General features: G+C 43.4%; 15 protein-coding genes. 4 read left to right on the top strand and 11 right to left on the bottom strand.

Annotated features, from left to right (window positions below; genetic code table 11):
* Nucleotides 1-3: 3 nt before the first annotated feature.
* The 4 genes from IPM95_14945 to IPM95_14930 all read right to left on the bottom strand — a co-directional run bounded on the left by IPM95_14945 (nt 4) and on the right by IPM95_14930 (nt 5,779).
* Nucleotides 4-1,356 (bottom strand): FAD-dependent oxidoreductase, encoded by a 1,353-nt coding sequence (locus IPM95_14945; protein ID MBK9330553.1) that lies wholly within the window; start codon nt 1,354-1,356, stop codon nt 4-6.
* Nucleotides 1,357-1,365: 9 nt separating this feature from the next.
* Nucleotides 1,366-3,618 carry an alpha-glucosidase gene (locus tag IPM95_14940; protein ID MBK9330552.1) on the bottom strand — a complete coding sequence of 751 codons (2,253 nt, stop codon included), beginning with the start codon at nt 3,616-3,618 and terminating at the stop codon, nt 1,366-1,368.
* Nucleotides 3,615-4,388, bottom strand: coding sequence for a T9SS type A sorting domain-containing protein (locus IPM95_14935; GenBank protein ID MBK9330551.1), 774 nt, complete (start codon nt 4,386-4,388; stop codon nt 3,615-3,617). Before IPM95_14935 ends, IPM95_14940 begins: the two co-directional genes overlap by 4 nt.
* A gap of 62 nt (nt 4,389-4,450) precedes the next feature.
* Nucleotides 4,451-5,779 carry a C69 family dipeptidase gene (locus tag IPM95_14930; GenBank protein ID MBK9330550.1) on the bottom strand — a complete coding sequence of 443 codons (1,329 nt, stop codon included), beginning with the start codon at nt 5,777-5,779 and terminating at the stop codon, nt 4,451-4,453.
* Nucleotides 5,780-5,900: 121 nt separating this feature from the next.
* Between IPM95_14930 and typA the strand changes: the two genes are divergently transcribed.
* Nucleotides 5,901-7,697 carry a translational GTPase TypA gene (gene typA / locus IPM95_14925; GenBank protein ID MBK9330549.1) on the top strand — a complete coding sequence of 599 codons (1,797 nt, stop codon included), beginning with the start codon at nt 5,901-5,903 and terminating at the stop codon, nt 7,695-7,697.
* 60 nt (nt 7,698-7,757) lie between these two features.
* Here the strand turns inward: typA and IPM95_14920 are convergent, their stop codons facing one another.
* Complete coding sequence (locus IPM95_14920; protein ID MBK9330548.1) at nt 7,758-9,386, bottom strand: formate--tetrahydrofolate ligase; 1,629 nt, start codon at nt 9,384-9,386, stop codon at nt 7,758-7,760.
* 72 nt (nt 9,387-9,458) lie between these two features.
* Here IPM95_14920 and IPM95_14915 point away from each other — a divergent pair, with 72 nt between their 5' ends.
* From IPM95_14915 to IPM95_14905, 3 genes are read left to right on the top strand one after another with little or no spacing between them, the layout of a single operon-like run.
* Complete coding sequence (locus tag IPM95_14915; GenBank protein MBK9330547.1) at nt 9,459-10,472, top strand: NAD-dependent epimerase/dehydratase family protein; 1,014 nt, start codon at nt 9,459-9,461, stop codon at nt 10,470-10,472.
* Nucleotides 10,473-10,479: 7 nt separating this feature from the next.
* Nucleotides 10,480-11,295, top strand: a complete 816-nt coding sequence (locus tag IPM95_14910) for an SDR family oxidoreductase (GenBank protein MBK9330546.1) — start codon at nt 10,480-10,482, stop codon at nt 11,293-11,295.
* A 1-nt stretch (nt 11,296) separates the two neighbouring features.
* A complete protein-coding gene (locus tag IPM95_14905; GenBank protein ID MBK9330545.1) occupies nt 11,297-11,674 on the top strand; it encodes a hypothetical protein in 378 nt (125 codons plus the stop codon).
* Between the two features lies 1 nt (nt 11,675).
* On the opposite strand, the gene IPM95_14900 is transcribed toward IPM95_14905, so the two are convergent.
* From IPM95_14900 to IPM95_14875, 6 genes are all read right to left on the bottom strand, one after another.
* Nucleotides 11,676-12,539 (bottom strand): flavin reductase family protein, encoded by an 864-nt coding sequence (locus IPM95_14900; GenBank protein MBK9330544.1) that lies wholly within the window; start codon nt 12,537-12,539, stop codon nt 11,676-11,678.
* A gap of 258 nt (nt 12,540-12,797) precedes the next feature.
* Nucleotides 12,798-13,565, bottom strand: a complete 768-nt coding sequence (gene phhA / locus IPM95_14895; protein ID MBK9330543.1) for a phenylalanine 4-monooxygenase — start codon at nt 13,563-13,565, stop codon at nt 12,798-12,800.
* Between the two features lie 90 nt (nt 13,566-13,655).
* Nucleotides 13,656-14,873, bottom strand: coding sequence for a fumarylacetoacetase (fahA, locus tag IPM95_14890; GenBank protein ID MBK9330542.1), 1,218 nt, complete (start codon nt 14,871-14,873; stop codon nt 13,656-13,658).
* A 10-nt stretch (nt 14,874-14,883) separates the two neighbouring features.
* Complete coding sequence (locus IPM95_14885) at nt 14,884-15,321, bottom strand: MarR family transcriptional regulator (GenBank protein MBK9330541.1); 438 nt, start codon at nt 15,319-15,321, stop codon at nt 14,884-14,886.
* Nucleotides 15,322-15,422: 101 nt separating this feature from the next.
* Entirely contained in the window at nt 15,423-16,583 is a 1,161-nt protein-coding gene (gene hppD, locus IPM95_14880; protein MBK9330540.1) for a 4-hydroxyphenylpyruvate dioxygenase, read from the bottom strand.
* Nucleotides 16,584-16,714: 131 nt separating this feature from the next.
* Entirely contained in the window at nt 16,715-17,872 is a 1,158-nt protein-coding gene (locus tag IPM95_14875) for a homogentisate 1,2-dioxygenase (GenBank protein MBK9330539.1), read from the bottom strand.
* Between the last annotated feature and the right edge of the window lie 15 nt (nt 17,873-17,887).

The raw sequence follows: 17,887 nt of genomic DNA, 5'->3' as shown, positions 1-17,887 counted from the left end.
GACTCAATTAAGATTTACTACTTCCCCGGCCGCCCTTAATCCACTCTCCATCGCACCGTCCATATAGCCGTTCCATTTCATGGCGGTTTCGGTGCCTGCAAAATACAGGTGCATAAATGGTTCGCGCAGTGTTTTCCCGAATTGCGTCAGCACGCCGGTCGGCATATTGCCGGCGTAGCATCCCCGGCTGTATTCTTCTTCGGTCCAGCATTTATCTTTGTATTCGAGGATGTTTCTCGCGTCTTCTCCAAAATAACCGACCAGCTGATTCAATACGCTTTCTCTTCGGACGGCTTCCGGCTGTTCAATGAAATCACGGGCATTGTGGCCTTCCACAAAAACCAGTAACACGCCAAAGTCATTATCCTTGTTGGTGCAGTCAAAGGTCACCCTTACCGGTAAGGTATCGCTTACAATTTGCCCGGAGAATCCCATTTTCCGCCAAAACGGTGTTTTGTAAATACAGAAACATTTCATGGCTGCACCCATGGGCACACGCTGTATCATCTGTGCTTTTCGTTGCGGCAAAATCGGACTGAATCGTATACTACTCAATAAAGTGGGAGGAATGGTGGAAATGCATTTTTTTGCGTGAACGATTAGATTTTCTGATCCAACAGTTATTCCATTTTCATCCTGATTAATCTTTAAGACAGGATTATTTAAGTAGATTTTATCCTGGAGAGGTGTCGCTATTTTTTGCAACAAACCTTGCGTGCCGCCTTTTAACAGAGTTTGTTGCGCCCCGTTGGAAATGGATATCAGCGCTTCCATATTGTCGCCGCTGTGGCAGTAAAATAAGGCATGCAGGAAAGAAATCTCATGCGCACCCGCTGCAAAAACCGTTTCAACGCCGATATTGAAAAGATGCTTTGCTTTCTTCGTATACATGTTCTTTTCCATCCAGGTATGCAGCGTCATGGAGTCGTATTCCAGCGCTCTCGGATGTGTCCAGGGTGCCTCTAACGGAACCTGTTTGCAAAGCTTGTTGATTTTATCCAGAGCGATTCCAAGGTCAATTAATGAAATCGGGTCGATTTTTGGAATGGTGCCTTTATAGGTCGACACCTTATTTTTCCAGGCCAGGATATTTTTTCCGGAATCGTAACAATCATACGTTTCCGTATTCGTTTCATGTACCCATTTCCAGATATGGTGTTGTGTAGGGCCTATCCATTGTGCACCTAAATCCACGGTGGCGCCGCAGTCCAGTTGTTGTGTGAATGTTCTTCCGCCTATTCTGTCACGTGCTTCGATGACTATAAAGGATTTTCCGGCTTCCTGTAATTTCCGTGCAGCTGCAATACCTGCGTAGCCCGCACCGATGATGACTACATCTGTCTGAATAGTTTCCATAGTTCTTATCTAGTTGATGCCTTCATTGAGTAGATTCTGTTTGAACTGCAATCCTGTAGAGGATCCCTGCTTGTAAAATACCGCTGCCCTGTCTGCAACATTTGAAATGGTAAAATATTGTCCGGAGCTGTTTATTATCTGGTCTGTCCAAAGATTTACCCAATTTCCGTTTGGTAAATAGACACTGACAGTTGTCTTGTTCTGGTCAAGAACGGGTGCTACCAGCAGTTCGCTTCCGACCATAAACTGACTGGATATATTAAAGGTATTGATATCGTTCGGGTATTCTAAAAACAATGGACGGCAAATCGGATAACCCTTATCCGCGGCTTCCTGCATCAGTTGTTTTCTGTAAAAATACCATGCCTGATAGATTTTTGCATTGCGCGCAAAATGTGCCGCTGTTTCTTCATCCTGATACACCTGGTAATTTTTATCAGGGCCAAGACCTTCATGTGTTCTGTAAACAGGCGTAAAGGCTGCCATTTCCATCCATCTTCTCAGCAGCTCTTTGCTTCGTCCCAGTACGGGAATATTTAATATCGGTATGGTTACGGATGTATAACCCCCTATATCACTGTGGTTAAGTGTAAAGCCGGATAAGCCACCGCTGAGCAAGCCGGTAACTGCTGACTTAAGTCCGTCATTTTTACCCCAGCTGACTAGCTGGTCACCCTGCCAGAACAAGGTAGCATACATCGGGCTTTTGGTATAGCCTGCCCTGGAAAAAAACACCACCGTGTCCTTCAGGTTACTTTCTTGTATTGCTTCTTTGTTTATTCGTTCCCATACCTCAGGGTACCTGTTGTGAAACGTGTAAGTGCTTTCTCCGCTATGCAGTTCTGCCTCAAAGGGGAGAGCTTCTGCAAAATCCGCCATCCAACCTTTCAGGCCACGTGCGAGCATTTCATCTTTGATGATATCTTTTATCCAGTGTACACAACCGGTGTCGCTCAAGTCTAAAACACCGGAAGTAAAGGAGGTATTCTGCACCTGATAAGGCTGTCCTCTGTCATTTAAGACCAAAAAATTATTTTGGGTTGCTTCTTTGTACAAGTCTCGCCGATAATTTGGTTTTTCGCGGGTGACATCCACCAGAAACGGATTGATATAACCCAGCAGCCCTATATTTTCCGTATTAAGTGTATCGTGTAAGGTGTTCCAGCCGGGATATCTGTCGTTATCCAGTTCCCAGTTCCACCATAACTGTTTACCCACCAGCGTGGTGCGCTGTCCTATCCAGTCCTGCACCCAAAATGCGGCAATAGGAGTTCCGGCATTTTTCAATGTATTCCAGACGTCATACAGTTTTGCAGTACCGCCCTGCATACCAATTACCGCCCCGCTGCTGATCCATGAAGGAAGCGGTTGCATACGTCCGCAATAGCTGGTGTATTCTTCTATTGCCTGATACGGGTTCTCTGCATAAATGATATTTGCATCCATCTTGTCGGAATACAATTCTATCTGTACCTGGTCGTTTCGGGTAAAATCAAATTCACTGTATTCATAATTTTCCAGATAAAGGGAATGTGATAACGATGAAATATATTGCGGTACAACCTTGTAAGAGGTGTATTCATCACCTGCAGAAACGCCCAGCGGCAAATTGACAATGAAGTTGATGATTGGGTTATCGGAGATAGCATCCCCCCTTCCTATACCTTGTTCCTGAACCAGAATTGGAACGCGTTTGCCTTTGTGGTTCAAGTTCGAAGGCTGTTCACCAAAACCAAAAAACTGTTCATTATTCTCACATGCGTGTGTTAGATAAAGCCTGTTGTAGGATGCATCATCTGTTTGAAGCTGGATATGCAGCTGTTTGTCTGATTTTTCAGCTATCAGTAAACGGTAGGTCGTATTCTGACTGGAAAGAAATTCTCCTGTAATCTCTATGTTGTTGCTCCGGTAGTTGATGGAGCGGATGGTCTGTGTTTGGGTAACATTTGTTTTTGTGTCGCGAATCGTGAAGGAGCCTGCTTTCTCTTCAATAACGGCATTCCCTTGTGCAGCTCCGCAAAATCCTTTGCCTGCTAAATTCTGCCACAGTTTCTTTCCGGGATTATTTTTATGTATTATGTATAAACTGCCGTTGTTGTTATCCCAGTGAACAATAAAGTTTTCCATTTCATAGTTTGCCGAAGGAAGCAGAGATGCATCATACTGCAGGGTAAAGGAGTAAAAGGTGCCGACAGCCTTGGCGGGGCTGCTATCGTGTATAAAGATAACAATAACCAATAAGAATAGTGATCTTAATTTCATTGTATGATGACGTTTTTAGAGATGACTTCAGCCGCTGTTTGAAGCCGAATGGTGTAGATGCCTTTGCTAAATCCAGATTTATCCAGCTGAATCAATGATTGGATGACAGCAGGGAGTGGTTGTTTGTATACCACAGAACCTTTAACGTCTGTTATTTGTAATGTTCCGTTTTTTAGCGCCGGGTTATTCAGCCTGATTTGGAAAATTCCATTATTCGGATTTGGGAACAGGGTAAAGCTTATATCACTGATGTTTTGTTTTATGAAAGTAGGGGTATTACTTTTCAATACTACATTATCCAGATTAAAATATTGTGACGGAAAGATGCCGACGGAGAAATATTTCCATCGTAATTTTATGTTTCCGCCAATGTTATTTAATGCCACAGAGTCGGGTTGCCATGTTCTGTTGTTGCCGTTGAATATTGTATAGACTGCCTGCCAGCTGCTTCCGTTGGTTTCAGAAACTTCAACTAGAACAGAGTCTTCATTTGAATTACCGGCTTTGTTCCAGTCAAACAGAAGAGCATAATTACCGGCTGGAACAGTGATTAATGGTGTTTCAATAGATTGCTGCTGATATTTTGGATGGAAGCGTATATATCCGCTGTTGCCTTTTCCCAATGCCAATGCTTTCTCTATTCTGGGCGAAACCGTCCAGTTCGCTGGGAAATAGCTGGCGTTGAAATCTTCCTGAAAGACGGCCTGTGCACTCATGATATTATACAGAAAATAGCTTGCTGTAAATAATATATTTCTTAATTCTCCCATTGTATGTTTAAAATTACGATTTGATTTTGGTTTATGCCAGCGAATACATAATATACTGAAGTTTATATAGTTATTCCTGCCTGCCTGTCAAGGCGATTCCAGAATCGAGAATACAAAAATCCGGTTTTAGTTTTGTTGCCTTCAATTGATTTTGACAACATATAATCCCGGACGTCTATGCTTTCTTTTATAGCCTTAAGGGAAACTAGCCTGGCATTGATCAGATTCCAGTTTTCCTGGATAAGGATTTTGTCTTGTTTTATCCATGATTTTTCGAGTTCCTGTTGTTTGAATTGCAGGAATGAAATCGATTTCGCATAATTCTTTAAAACAGCACGATGCAGTTTCTCCCATTGCCACCAATAGGAATTATCAGCTTTTACAGAAGGAGGAATAAAATTTTCTTCCTCCAAAATATCATTCCCGAAATAAAAGGGTTTGAACAAACTCAGACAAGGTGCTGAAGTGCCTGTGAGCCACACCGTCGCTGGTTTGTCTTTGCGCAATTCTGCTACCATGGACCCTACTGTCTGATGTGGCGTGAATAGACCCGATGCATGCATACAGATACTTCTTGTATTGCCTTGTTCCGGTGTGAATGTTTGTTCTTTTTCACCATGTGAACGTAGAATACGGATAGCATTTTCCACGGTAAAACCTGAAAACGATTTTCCTTTATCCTCGCTATTGTTTCTTCGGTATTCACAACCTGCAAGTTTAGGCATCAGCCACTGGCTGTAAGCCTTTTTGAAGTTGAAGTTCTCCTGCTTTTTTGTCCATCCTTTCTTTTGAGCAAATGCTATCGCATCCTTACTGATGCCATCATATTTCTCTGCTATGCTTAATCCGTTGGAAATGGCCCGATAGCCGGTTACCTTTTCATATATCCAATGTCTGCCGGCTGTTTCCAGCACATATCCTTCATTTTTATCTGCAATGATGAAACTGTTGTGATAATAGAAATTCTTGTCCATATAACCGCCGCACGCATCCTGCCCGTATTTTTCCAGAAAATGAATGATATTATCCACGCCATCTTTGGCTGTTTTGGATATTTCCAGACTCAGGCGCAGCAAGTCCATTCCCGTTAAACCAACCTGCTTCTTATCAAAGGGCATTTTGGTAAAAACGGCTTCATTTCCTATGGTCACTCCAAACTCGTTGCATCCCATTTCCGCACCCCATATTTGAAAGGGTTTGCTTAAGATTACTTCATAGGATTCAACCGGAACCTCGAGCTCAATAAATGTGGCCTTCCTGCTAACTTTGACCCTGATTTTTCTCGGATAATGCACAATTTGTTGTGCTTCATTGGGTTCTCTGTCACTGTTTTTCCCAAAAATGACAGAGCCTGACTTTTGGGACGGTATATGAACAAAGGTATCACACATTACTATAAAGTTAAAACTCTGAAATTAAAAGTCAAAAAATTATTGTCAATAGGTGTAATATTAGCAAAAGCGTTTATAATCATGTACCTTTGCACCTCGAAATTCAAAGAATTATTTTTTTATGCAAAAAATCAGAAATATTGCCATTATTGCGCACGTTGACCACGGTAAGACTACTTTGGTAGATAAAATCCTGTGGGAATGTAAAACATTCTCCGAACATGAGAACACGGGCGTTTTAATCATGGATAATAATGAGTTAGAGCGCGAGCGTGGCATTACCATCACAGCGAAAAATGCCGCAGTAAAATATAAAGACTATAAAATCAACATTATTGATACACCGGGCCACGCGGATTTTGGCGGGGAGGTAGAACGTGTATTGAAAATGTCAGACGGCGTTTTATTGCTGGTAGATGCTTTTGAAGGGCCTATGCCCCAAACGCGTTTCGTGTTGCAGAAAGCATTACAGTTGGGTTTAAAACCAATCGTCGTTATTAATAAAGTCGACAAGGAAAACTGCACACCGGATGAAGTGCATGAAAAGGTATTTGACCTGATGTTTCAGCTGGATGCAACCGAAGAACAATTGGACTTTCCGACCATTTACGGCTCTGCCAAGAATGGCTGGATGAGTACAGACCATAAACAACCTAAGACAAATGTGGTTGATTTGCTGGATTGCATCATCGAGCATATTCCTGCACCAAAGATTGCGGAAGGGACCGCACAGATGCAAATCACATCCCTGGATTATTCCTCGTTTGTTGGCCGTATTGCCGTTGGCCGTGTTTTCCGTGGTACGCTGAAATCCAATATGCCGGTCGCTTTAATCAAGAGAGACGGCAAAATCGTAAAGTCACGCATCAAGGACCTGATGCTGTTTGAGGGCATGGCTAAAATAAAGGTGGATGAAGTGCCGGCTGGTGAAATCTGCGCAATAGTAGGTATAGACGGATTTGAAATCGGGGATACCATCGCCGATGCGGAGAATCCGGAAGCAATGGCAGCTATTTCTATCGACGAGCCAACGATGAGCATGTTGTTTACCATCAATGATTCTCCTTTTTTCGGAAAGGAAGGAAAGTTTGTAACATCCCGCCACATTAAAGACCGCTTAACCAAAGAACTGGAAAAAAACCTGGCGCTTCGTGTACAGCAGGGGGAGACAGCCGATTCATTCCTGGTATTTGGCCGTGGGGTATTGCACTTGTCCGTACTGATAGAAACCATGCGTCGGGAAGGCTACGAACTGCAGGTAGGCCAGCCTCAGGTAATCTTTAAAGAAATTGACGGACATAAATGTGAACCTATTGAAGAATTAACCATCGATCTGCCGGAAGAGAAAGCAGGTACTGCGATTGAAATGATTACCAAGCGTAAAGGGGATATGAAGAATATGGTCTTAAAAGGCAATCGTTCTATCATGGATTTCGAAATCCCTTCCCGCGGTTTGATAGGTTTGAGAACGGAGATGATTACGGCCACCTCCGGACAGGCTGTGATGGCACACCGCTTTATAAAATATGACAGGCATAAGGGAGAAATACAGGGTCGTATCAATGGCTCTATGATTTCGAAAGAGACAGGTGAAGCGATAGCCTACTCTCTGGATAAATTACAGGACAGAGGCCGTTTCTTTGTGGAAGCAGGAGATGAGATTTATACCGGTATGGTTATTGGCGAAAACTCCCGTCAGGATGATTTGGTGGTAAACGTCACCATCAAAAAACAGTTGACGAATGTACGTGCATCCGGAACAGACGATAAAGCCAAATTAATTCCGGTCACCAAATTCTCCTTAGAGGAAGCATTGGAATATATTCAGGGCGATGAATATGTGGAGGTCACACCGAAATCCATTCGACTGCGTAAGATTTACCTGGATGAAAATGAGCGTAAACGCAAAGGAAAATAATGCTGGAAATATAATACTTAGGGAAGCCATCGCATTTGCGATGGCTTCCCCTTTTTTAGTTTATACCAATCCGATGATTTCACCATTCATCACATCAATATGCAGGGCATTCGGTTCATCCGGCAGACCCGGCATCCGCATCATTTCGCCGCAAACGGCCACAATAAAGCCGGCACCGGCATTGACAATCAATTCGTCTACCGTAATATCAAAATTGTCATAAGCGTTATTGTTCTCGGCATCATCGGAAAAGGAGTATTGTGTCTTGGCGATGCAGACAGGTAAACGGTCAAATCCAAGCCGCTGGATCCTTTTTAACTGATTCCTTGCTTTCTTCTCAAAATGAACGTTGTTCCCGTTGTATATCCTTCGGACAATCTTGTTGATTTTCTCTTCTACGGTATCCTCTAAATTGTATGTAAATGCAATCGTACCTGTTACGGTATCGGTTAATGCAATAATCTTTTCAGCAGCATCCTCTGCTCCAGCACCACCTAGCTGAAATGCATTGTTAACGGCAAAATCCACCTGCCTGTCTCTGCAGGCATCTTTGATTAATTCCAATTCTTCCTCCGTATCAAAATCAAATTGATTCAGCACCACCAATACCTTCTGTCCGAAAGATTGCAGAATCTGTATGTGACGTTCTGTATTCCGCATGCCCTTCAGTATTCCTTCCGCATTCGGTTCCTTTATTTTGTCATAGGCCACCTCGCCGTGTAATTTCAGCGACTGAGTGGTAACGACCAGTACACTCAAAGCCGGTACGATGCCCGCTTTACGGCATTTGATATTGAAAAACTTCTCAGCGCCAAGGTCGCTGCCGAATCCGGCTTCCGTCAGGACATACTCGCCGTATTGCATCGCTGTCTTGGTGGCGATAAGGGAATTGCAGCCGTGAGCGATATTTGCAAACGGGCCGCCGTGAATAATCACCGGATTGCCTTCCAGTGTCTGCACTAAATTGGGCGCTATCGCATCTTTCAATAATGCGGTAATGGCGCCTCCGAATTTTAAATCTTTTAGATGAAGTGGGATATTGTCAGCCGTATAGCCAACTAAAATCGAGTCTATCTTTTGTCTTAATTCTTCAAAATTCTCCGACAGGCAAAGGACTGCCATCAGTTCGGATGCCGGAGTGATATCAAATCCCGTTTCCGCGGGAAGTCCGTTCTTCCCGCCATGCAGTCCGGTAATGATATAGCGAAGGGAACGGTCGTTTACATCCATCGCTCTTTTCCAATACAGTTCTTTCAGTTCATGTGGCGTTCCCTGCACCTTGAAATTGTAATTATCGACCAAAGCCGCCAGCATATTATTGGCGATACTCAACGCATGAAAATCGCCTGTAAAATGAAGATTGATATTGTTTGCCGGTATCAACTGTGATTTTCCGGCACCTGTGGCGCCGCCCTTCATACCGAAGCAAGGCCCCAGTGAAGGTTCACGCAATGCCAGCACCGCTTTCTTTCCGATACGGTTCAGGCCGTCTGCCAATCCGATAGAAGTGGTGGTTTTTCCATTCCCTGCTTTAGTCGGTGTAATGGAAGTAACCAGGATAAGTTTAGAGGCTTTAATCTTTTCGTCGCTGAAACCATCTTGCTCTATCTTGGCCATGTATCTTCCATAGGGAATGAGCTGTGCGGGATTTAAATTGATTTTTTGGGCAATGGATTCTATTGACTGCATGTAACGGAGAATATGAATATCAAAAATGAGTGTTTTCTTCTTTAAAAACTAAAATTAAACTAATTTTAGTGTATGTCCAAGAAAGTACTCATTACAGGCGCAACCGGTTTTGTCGGAACGCATCTGGTAAACGCGAACCTGGCTGCTGGGAATGTTGTCCGCGCACTCGTACTGCCGAATGATCCTGCTTTGCCGCAGCTCGAAAACAAAAAAGTGGAAGTGGTTTTTGGGGATATTCGTAATTATGAAGATGTGCGAAGAGCCATATCAGATGACATAGATGTTGTTTTCCACTGTGCGGCATTTGTTTCGGATTGGGGTAAACGGGAAGTCTTTGAACAGGTGATGATTGCGGGTACGGAGAACGTATGCAAGGCCTGTGTGGAGGCTAAGGTTTATCGTCTGGTGAAAATCAGCACCAATGATGTGTTCGGATTGGATGAATCAGAAGTGATGGATGAAACCTTTCCACTCAAACCCTGGAATGAACCTTATCCCGATACCAAACTGGCGGCGGAAGAAGTTGCCTGGAATTATTATACGGAAAAAGGACTGCCGGTCACGATGGTATATCCCTGCTGGATATTCGGTCCCGGTGATAAGACGTTTGTACCGCATCTGGCAGATGCCATCCTGAAGAAAGAGATGGTGTTCATGCGCAAGAACGCAATTGTCTGGCCTACCTATGTGGAGAATCTGGTGGATTTGCTGATGCTGATATCCGAGGATGAGCGTGCGATTGGCAATGGATACCTGGTCCATGACGGCGAAAGCACCACGCTGGAAGAATTTACCAATAGTATTGCCAGAGAGATCGGAGGGAAAGAAGTGACGATGCATATTCCATACGGACTGGCTTATCTGGTGGCTATCCTGATGGAATTCTTTGGCAAATTATTCAACAAGAAAGACAGGCCGTTGCTGACCACCTATACCGTAAAAAACCTGGGGTCGAGATTGAAATTTTCCATTGCCAAGGCAGAAAAGGAATTAGGATGGGACCCTAAAATATCCTACAGGGAAGGTTTTCGGAGAACCATGGTCTGGCTGAAACAGCAGAATTTCGCCGCACTAAAACAGAAATAGATAATACATGGGATTTTATCAGGATAAAACGGCTTTTGTCACCGGCGGTTCCACCGGTATCGGACTGGCAATTGCAAAAGCATTCGCCAAAGAAGGGAGCCATGTCGTAGTCTTTGCAAGAACGGTTTCTAAATTAGAGCAAGCTGTCCATGAAATTAAACAAGTGGCGGTAGATGCTGCTCAAACAGTTTGTTTTTATTCAGTGGACACATCCGATCCGGATGATACTAAAACTGTCTTTGAAAAAGCCATACAGGAACATAAAGTGCCGGATATATTGGTGAACTGTGTTGGAATCGCACAGCCGGATTATTTTGAAAATATCACGTTTGATATCTTTGATAAAACCATTAAGACAAATCTGTATTCTACCTGGAACTCCGTGTACACGATGGTTCCGTATATGAAGGAAAGGGGCGGGCAAATCGTCAATACCTCTTCCATCGCCGGATTTCTCGGTGTGTTCGGGTATGCGGACTATTACATGACAAAATTCGGCATTATCGGTTTTTCCGAAGCCCTGCGCAGCGAACTGAAACGATACAATATAAAAGTGCAGGTGCTTTGTCCGCCGGATACGGATACGCCGGGTTTTGAGGCGGAGAATAAAAACAAACCGGAAGAAACAAAAGCTATCGGCGGTAAGGCGACCCTGCTGAAACCGGAGTTTGTTGCTACAACCGTTCTTAAGGAGATGCAGAAAAAATCATTCCTGATCATTCCGGGATTTGACGGCAAGATGACCCGTATCATCAAACGTTTTTTTCCGTGGCTGATTGACTGGATCATGAACAGCAGTATAAATAAGGCACAGAAGAAATAATATGAAGAAGTCTACACAGGTATTACAACTGCTTACGGCTATCGGACTGATTCTATTCTGGACGATTTTCTTTTTAGTGGGGTTTGAGAATCCAGCCTATCCAGCTTATTACACCAAGTTTGAGCACAGTTTCCCATTGCCGGATGCTTTCCTGTGCATATTGCTTTTGCGGGCATATTTTAACAGAACAAACGACCAGTGGAAAAACTACACGTTGATGGCAGCCGGTGCCATGATTTTCTTAGGGCTTTGTGATTTCAGCTTTAATATCCTAAATGGCATGTACACCGTAGGTGTGGCTGATGGTATCATAAATGCGTTTATCAATATCTGGTGCGTGGGCTTCGGTGCATGGCAGGTTAAGGTAGTAAATCAATAATCTATTCTAAATTTAATAACACCCACCAGGCTTCCTTAATCTTATTTTCGCTCAATAAACGTTTAAGTTCATTAATGCTTTGGTCTTTGTATTCGGTGATTAGTTCTGCTAATTCTGCATCCTGTTTGATATCTTCTTTGTTGGGGATCTCTGCAATGCTGGCGAGTTTGCCCAGTTCATTGCCATCTAAAACCCGCTCATCTTTTATCCATTGCGGAATGGCATCCACGCCCACGCCGTATGACTTCAATGGCTTGGGTGTTTCGAAAATAGCTTCTTTGGTAAAACGCACATAATTGTTGTACCCCAGACGTGCAATCGGGTCTAGCTTTTCGGCAATGACATTGCCTTTTTCATCCAGGATATTTTCATCCACATGTATCATCAGGATTTCACAAATCATCAGATTGCCCGAACCGCCTTTGTCTCCCAGCTCTACCACCTGGTTCACTTTACATTCAAAGGCAATCGGCGCCTCCTTGATGCGCGGAGGTTTGACCAACGTGGATTGCTCTTCCGCGAAACCACCTTTGATAAATTCATTCACCCCTGCAGGATAAGCGCCGCTTGTTACAGACAACTGTTCTGCCATCGCATAATTCGCAATATGGATGACGCATTCCGGTACAGCTTTAATATTGTAGTAGGTATCTTTTTGTTTACCGGTCAGCGCGCTTTTTGCCGGTGAAAAGACAAGAACCGGAGGGTCCGAGCTGAATACATTGAAAAAGGAAAACGGGCTTAAATTCGGGGTGCCGTTTTCATCGACGGTACTGACAAATGCAATGGGACGCGGTATAATGGCAGATGTGAAAAAATTAGATATTTCCTTTAAGCCGGTTTCTTTTGGTATAATTGTTTTCATTTAATTTTTTTTTAAACACATAGACACATAGTCTATTGGCCATGTATTTCAATTATTTATTTTTCAAAAAGTTATTTTCAATCTGCACAATTTTTTATTCTGCACCTTCTTTTTATCAGGTTGCACTTTCGGCGCAAATCTGCCGTCAAAAAATCCATCTTTGATTTGTTTTTTGCGTATGCTCGATTTTATACGTTTGAGTGTTTGTTTTTTCATGTCATTTCGAACGTAGTGAGAAATATCATTCTATTTACAGATTCAGGTCCAACGGTGTTGCATAAATATCTTTTCATGCGGAATCTTTATCAGCGCCATCTCCATCAATCTGTCTATCTCAGGAACGGCATCAAACAGGTCTTTGTAGGTATTTATGACATAATACCTGTCCTGGAAATGGTCTTTGTAATAATGTTTTTCCATGATTTCTTTCACATGGAACGGCTTACGGTTGGCCTTATCACCGAGGCAAAATATGCTTTCACCGCTCGAAGATAAGATTCCGGCGCCGTATATTCGCATGCCTGCGGCTTCCTTTATCAATCCAAACTCTACCGTAAACCAATAGATGCGGCCAATCAGTTCGATCGCCAGCGCATCATCAATATACCTTAACGCAATCTTGGATAATTCCTGCAGGTAGTCTACAAAAAACTGCTCGGTCAGCAAAGGCATGTGAGCAAAGCAATCATGGAACATATCCGGTTCTTCGAGATAGTCCAGGTTTTCAAGTTTGCGCAGCCAGGTGGAGGACGGGAATTTTTTATTTGCCAGTAATTCAAAGAAATCCTTATCGGGAATCAAACCGGGTACCACTTCAATCTGCCAACCTGTCGTTTCAGCCAGTACCTTATTAACATGGTTGAAATCCGGAATCTTATCGTCGCTGAAATGCATTTCCTCCATCCCGCGAATAAACTCTTTCGACGCCATGTTTTGCAGCAATACCCGTTGGCGCTGGTACAGCAATTTCCATACTAAGAAATCTTCTTCGGTGTATTGGTCGTATTCTTGTTTTAGATCGTACATTGATTTTTATTTTTTTGTACTGTCATTTAGACAACAGGAGAAATCCTGTCTTGTTTTTATTGTAAGATTTCTCGACTTGCTCGAAATGACTTAAGGTAATATTTTATTTCTCACTTCACCAAAACCGATTTGTATATCACCTTTTCTGCAAATGCCACTTAGTATTGTCGTATCGCCATCTTGCAGGAAAGTTCTCTCTTCATCCCCAATCTTTATTTTTTCCTTGCCGTTCCACGTTAATTCCAATAAACTTCCAAAGCTGTTCCTGTCTGTTCCGGAAATGGTTCCAGTCCCCAATAAATCGCCGATGCGCAGGTTGCAGCCGTTTACCGTATGGTGTGCGATTTGCTGCTCAGCTGTCCAGTATAAATATTTTGAGTTTGTGACGGCGACAGTGGCCTTGTTTTTTTGGGTTTCGATTTCAAAGTGAATTTCGATATCGAAATTCTTTCGGGAAGATTGTTGCAGGTAAGGCAATACCCGTTGTGTCTGTTCCGGCGCATCCGTCATAAATTCTTTCAGCGCTTCAAAAGTAACCACCCAGGGTGATATGGACGTGGCAAAGTTTTTACCAAGGAACGGGCCGAGCGGCTGATATTCCCAGCGTTGGATATCGCGCGCGGAGAAATCGTTCAGCAGCACGGCACCAAAGATGTAATCATCCGCTTCATTACTATTTATTGGTGTCCCGAGCGGATTCTCTTTCCCAATAATAAATCCAAGTTCAATCTCAATATCCAGCGTCTGACAGGGTGAATAAATCACTTCCTCTCCTCTCAATACCTGTCCGTATGGCCTTTTGACCGGCGTATTTGTCGTGATGATGGAGGAACTCCTTCCATGATAGGCAATCGGCATGTGTTTCCAGTTGGGCAGCAGCGGTTCCATGGTTGGGCGGAACATTTTACCCACATTGGAGGCGTGCTCTTCCGAAGAATAGAAATCGGTGTAATCTCCCACTTTTACAGGAACATACATGGTGGCATCGCTTTGTTTGTCCAGTATCTTGGCCTGGTGCTCTTCGACGAATGCAGTATTGTTCATGAATACATCCTGTATTCTTTTGCGTACAGCCAGGTGGGTTGTTCTTCCTAATGCTATAAAATCATTGAGTTGTTGTTTTTGGAAAATATCTTCAGCCAAACTATTCTGAAAAAAGTTCAATTCGAACAAGGCGGATACATCCAGGATGTAATCGCCTATCGCAACACCCGTTCTTTTTGATTTTACCGAAGTCGAATAAATACCATACGGTAGGTTGTGGAAGGTAAAATGTGGATGAGTTTGTATAGATTCCAGTAATGTCATAGCGTTCATTTCAGTTTTCAGAGATTTGTACGGTTAAATTATCCTGTATTTTTTTAGTAATTCTTTCTAAATGCTGGACATCCTTCTCTGTTAAACAATCCCAACCCTTTTTGCGGAATTCGATAATAACCGGTAAGATTCTCTGTACCAGTGCCTTTCCTTTCTTGCTGAGGGAAATGTTGAATTTTCTTCTGTCTTCCTTACAGCTTTCCCGTGCCACCAACTCTTTCTTTACCAGTAATTCGATGATACGTGTGATGGTGGGGGCATCTTTACAGCAGCGTTCACACAATGTTACCTGATTCTGGGTTCCATGTTTATGCAATTCCAGCAGAACCACCCACTGGTCAACGGTGATATCCATTTCATGTTCGATGAACTTTCTTTGCAGCGCAAGTTTTATTTTCTTTGCCGTGGATTCCAGTATGAAGCCGTAGTTTAAATTCATTTTTATAATGTAATGATTGAGCAATAAGGCAATGAGATAATGTATGAAACAAATCTTTCCAAGGAATAATTATTTAATGGATTCATTTATTTATTGTATATTTAAAGAGTTCCACGCTTTTCCTGTTCTCTTTCAATGGATTCAAACAATGCCTTGAAATTACCTGCACCAAAACCCTTCGCACCCATGCGCTGTATGATTTCAAAGAATAAGGTCGGCCTGTCTTCCACCGGTTTGGTAAAGATCTGCAGCAGATACCCCTCTTCATCTGCGTCTACTAAAATCGCCAGTTGTTCCAGTACATTGATATCTTCTTTCATCATGGAAACATGTTCGCTTAAACGAGCCGGTACTGCTTCATAATATGCATGCGGCGGAGCGCTCAGGAATTCCACACCGCGTTCGCGCAACTGGGTGACCGTCGAAATGATGTCATCCGTGGCAACAGCGATGTGCTGAACACCCGGACCTTCATAGAAATCCAGGTATTCTTCGATCTGTGACCTTTTCTTGCCTTCCGCCGGTTCGTTAATGGGGAATTTGATACGGCCATTGCCATTGCTCATCACCTTGCTCATCAGTGCGGAATATTCTGTATGGATTTGCTTGTCGTCGAACGATAGAAAGTTGACGAATCCCAAGACGTCTTCATACCATTTCACCCATTGGTTCATTTCGCCCCAGCCCACATTACCCACCATGTGGTCGATAAATTTTAAACCAACGGATGTTGGATTGTAATCCGATTTCCAGGGCTGATAGCCGGGTAAGAAAGTGCCGTTGTAATTTTTGCGTTCCACAAAAATATGGACGGTCTCACCGTAGGTATAGATACCGGAACGGATGACTTCCCCGTGTTCGTCCTTTTCTACGCTTGGCTGCATGAACGGTTTTGCACCACGCTTTGTAGTCTCTTTAAATGCCTGAGTTGCGTCTTCCACCCACAATGCAATCACTTTTACGCCGTCGCCGTGTTTGGCTAAATGTATGTTGATGGGCGAGTCCGATGTTAATGGTGTGGTGAGCACCAGTTGTATCTTATCCTGTTTCAACACATAGGATGCTTTGTCACGGATACCCGTTTCCAAACCAGCATACGCGAGCGACTGAAAACCGAAAGCAGTCTTGTAGTAATGGGCGGCCTGTTTAGCGTTGCCTACATATAACTCGACATAATCTGTCCCGAGTAATGGCAGAAAATCTTGTGCCCCTTCGAAGATTTTTTCGAGTCCGTATTCTACGTTTTTTATTTCTGTTGACATATACTTTAATTTTTTATAACCAGAAAGAGCACAAGGCTTTAATGCTTAGATCTCCAATTCATTCCCTTGAAAAAGGGAATCTCATTCGATGATTATGAGATTCCCGCGCAAGCGGGAATGACAGAGCGGCATTATTCCACCCAGCTTTTATAATATTTACCATTATCGATTTTCATGGCTTCTTCCGTCACCATCAATGGACGGAACGTATCAATCATCACCGCCAGTTCCTGCGTTTCTTTTTGCCCGATACTGCGCTCCATGGCGCCGGGTGCAGGCCCGTGCGGTATGCCTTTTGGATGCAGCGTGATATGGCCTTGTTCAATATTGTTTCTGCTCATGAAATCGCCATCCACATAGTACAATACTTCGTCGCTGTCAATGTTGCTGTGGTTGTACGGTGCAGGAATCGCCTGCGGATGATAGTCGTACAAACGCGGTACAAAAGAACAAACCACCAGCGCACTCGTCTCAAAGGTCTGGTGTACCGGAGGAGGCTGATGTACGCGGCCCGTTATTGGCTCGAAGTTGTGAATGCTGAATCCATAAGGGAAATTATACCCATCCCAGCCTGCCACATCAAACGGATGTGTTGCATACAGGAATTCGTGCAATACATTTTCTTTTTTTATTTTGATGATGAAATCACCTTTGGCATCGTGCGTTTCCAAATCCTGCGGCAACATAAAGTCGCGCTCGCAGAACGGCGAGTGTTCCAGCAACTGCCCGGAAGAACTTTTATAGCGTTTGGGCGTATGAATGGGAGCGTAGGACTCTAGCAGCAGCAGGCGGTTGTCTTCAGAAGTGAAATCTATCTGATAAATCATGCCGCGCGGAATCACGAGATAATCGCCGTATTCAAACGGAATTTTTCCCATGAGGGTGCGCAAGGTTCCGCTGCCTTTGTGGATGAAAATTAGCTCGTCTGCATCGGCATTCTTATAAAAATATGAGGTGAGCGATTTGCGCGGGGAAGCTAAGCCTATTGTACAATCTCTATTGACTAATAATGCCTTTCTGCTGTCTAAGAAATCATCTTCCGGTGTTAACCTGAATCCTTCCAGCAATAGTGATTTGATATTTTTTTCTATCGTAATTTTGGGTGTGACATCCCTTGAATCTAAGATCTCTTTTACCTGTGTAGGGCGATGAATATGATACAGCAGGGACGAATGCGAGTGAAACCCTTCCGTTCCAAAAAGTTGTTCATAATAGTGTTGCCCGGTTTCCGATTTAAAGACGGTGTGCCGTTTGGGCGGGATATTTCCGAGTTTGTGATAGATGGGCATGATTAAAATTTAGTA

This window comes from Sphingobacteriales bacterium, from assembly GCA_016719635.1.
Classification (GTDB): Bacteria; Bacteroidota; Bacteroidia; order Chitinophagales; family JADIYW01; genus JADJSS01.
Note: the sequence above shows the minus strand (reverse complement) of the source record. Positions and strands in the feature narration are given on the sequence as shown.

Bases quoted from the DNA above. Each gene is read 5' to 3' on its own strand.
- IPM95_14945 (MBK9330553.1), bottom strand. From the start codon at position 1,356: ATGGAAACTATTCAGACAGATGTAGTCATCATCGGTGCGGGCTACGCA.
- IPM95_14910 (MBK9330546.1), top strand. From the start codon at position 10,480: ATGGGATTTTATCAGGATAAAACGGCTTTTGTCACCGGCGGTTCCACC.
- IPM95_14885 (MBK9330541.1), bottom strand. From the start codon at position 15,321: ATGAATTTAAACTACGGCTTCATACTGGAATCCACGGCAAAGAAAATA.
- IPM95_14935 (MBK9330551.1), bottom strand. From the start codon at position 4,388: ATGGGAGAATTAAGAAATATATTATTTACAGCAAGCTATTTTCTGTAT.
- phhA (MBK9330543.1), bottom strand. From the start codon at position 13,565: ATGTACGATCTAAAACAAGAATACGACCAATACACCGAAGAAGATTTC.
- IPM95_14940 (MBK9330552.1), bottom strand. From the start codon at position 3,618: ATGAAATTAAGATCACTATTCTTATTGGTTATTGTTATCTTTATACAC.
- IPM95_14920 (MBK9330548.1), bottom strand. From the start codon at position 9,386: ATGCAGTCAATAGAATCCATTGCCCAAAAAATCAATTTAAATCCCGCA.
- typA (MBK9330549.1), top strand. From the start codon at position 5,901: ATGCAAAAAATCAGAAATATTGCCATTATTGCGCACGTTGACCACGGT.
- IPM95_14900 (MBK9330544.1), bottom strand. From the start codon at position 12,539: ATGAAAACAATTATACCAAAAGAAACCGGCTTAAAGGAAATATCTAAT.
- fahA (MBK9330542.1), bottom strand. From the start codon at position 14,873: ATGACATTACTGGAATCTATACAAACTCATCCACATTTTACCTTCCAC.
- IPM95_14905 (MBK9330545.1), top strand. From the start codon at position 11,297: ATGAAGAAGTCTACACAGGTATTACAACTGCTTACGGCTATCGGACTG.
- IPM95_14875 (MBK9330539.1), bottom strand. From the start codon at position 17,872: ATGCCCATCTATCACAAACTCGGAAATATCCCGCCCAAACGGCACACC.
- IPM95_14930 (MBK9330550.1), bottom strand. From the start codon at position 5,779: ATGTGTGATACCTTTGTTCATATACCGTCCCAAAAGTCAGGCTCTGTC.
- IPM95_14915 (MBK9330547.1), top strand. From the start codon at position 9,459: ATGTCCAAGAAAGTACTCATTACAGGCGCAACCGGTTTTGTCGGAACG.
- hppD (MBK9330540.1), bottom strand. From the start codon at position 16,583: ATGTCAACAGAAATAAAAAACGTAGAATACGGACTCGAAAAAATCTTC.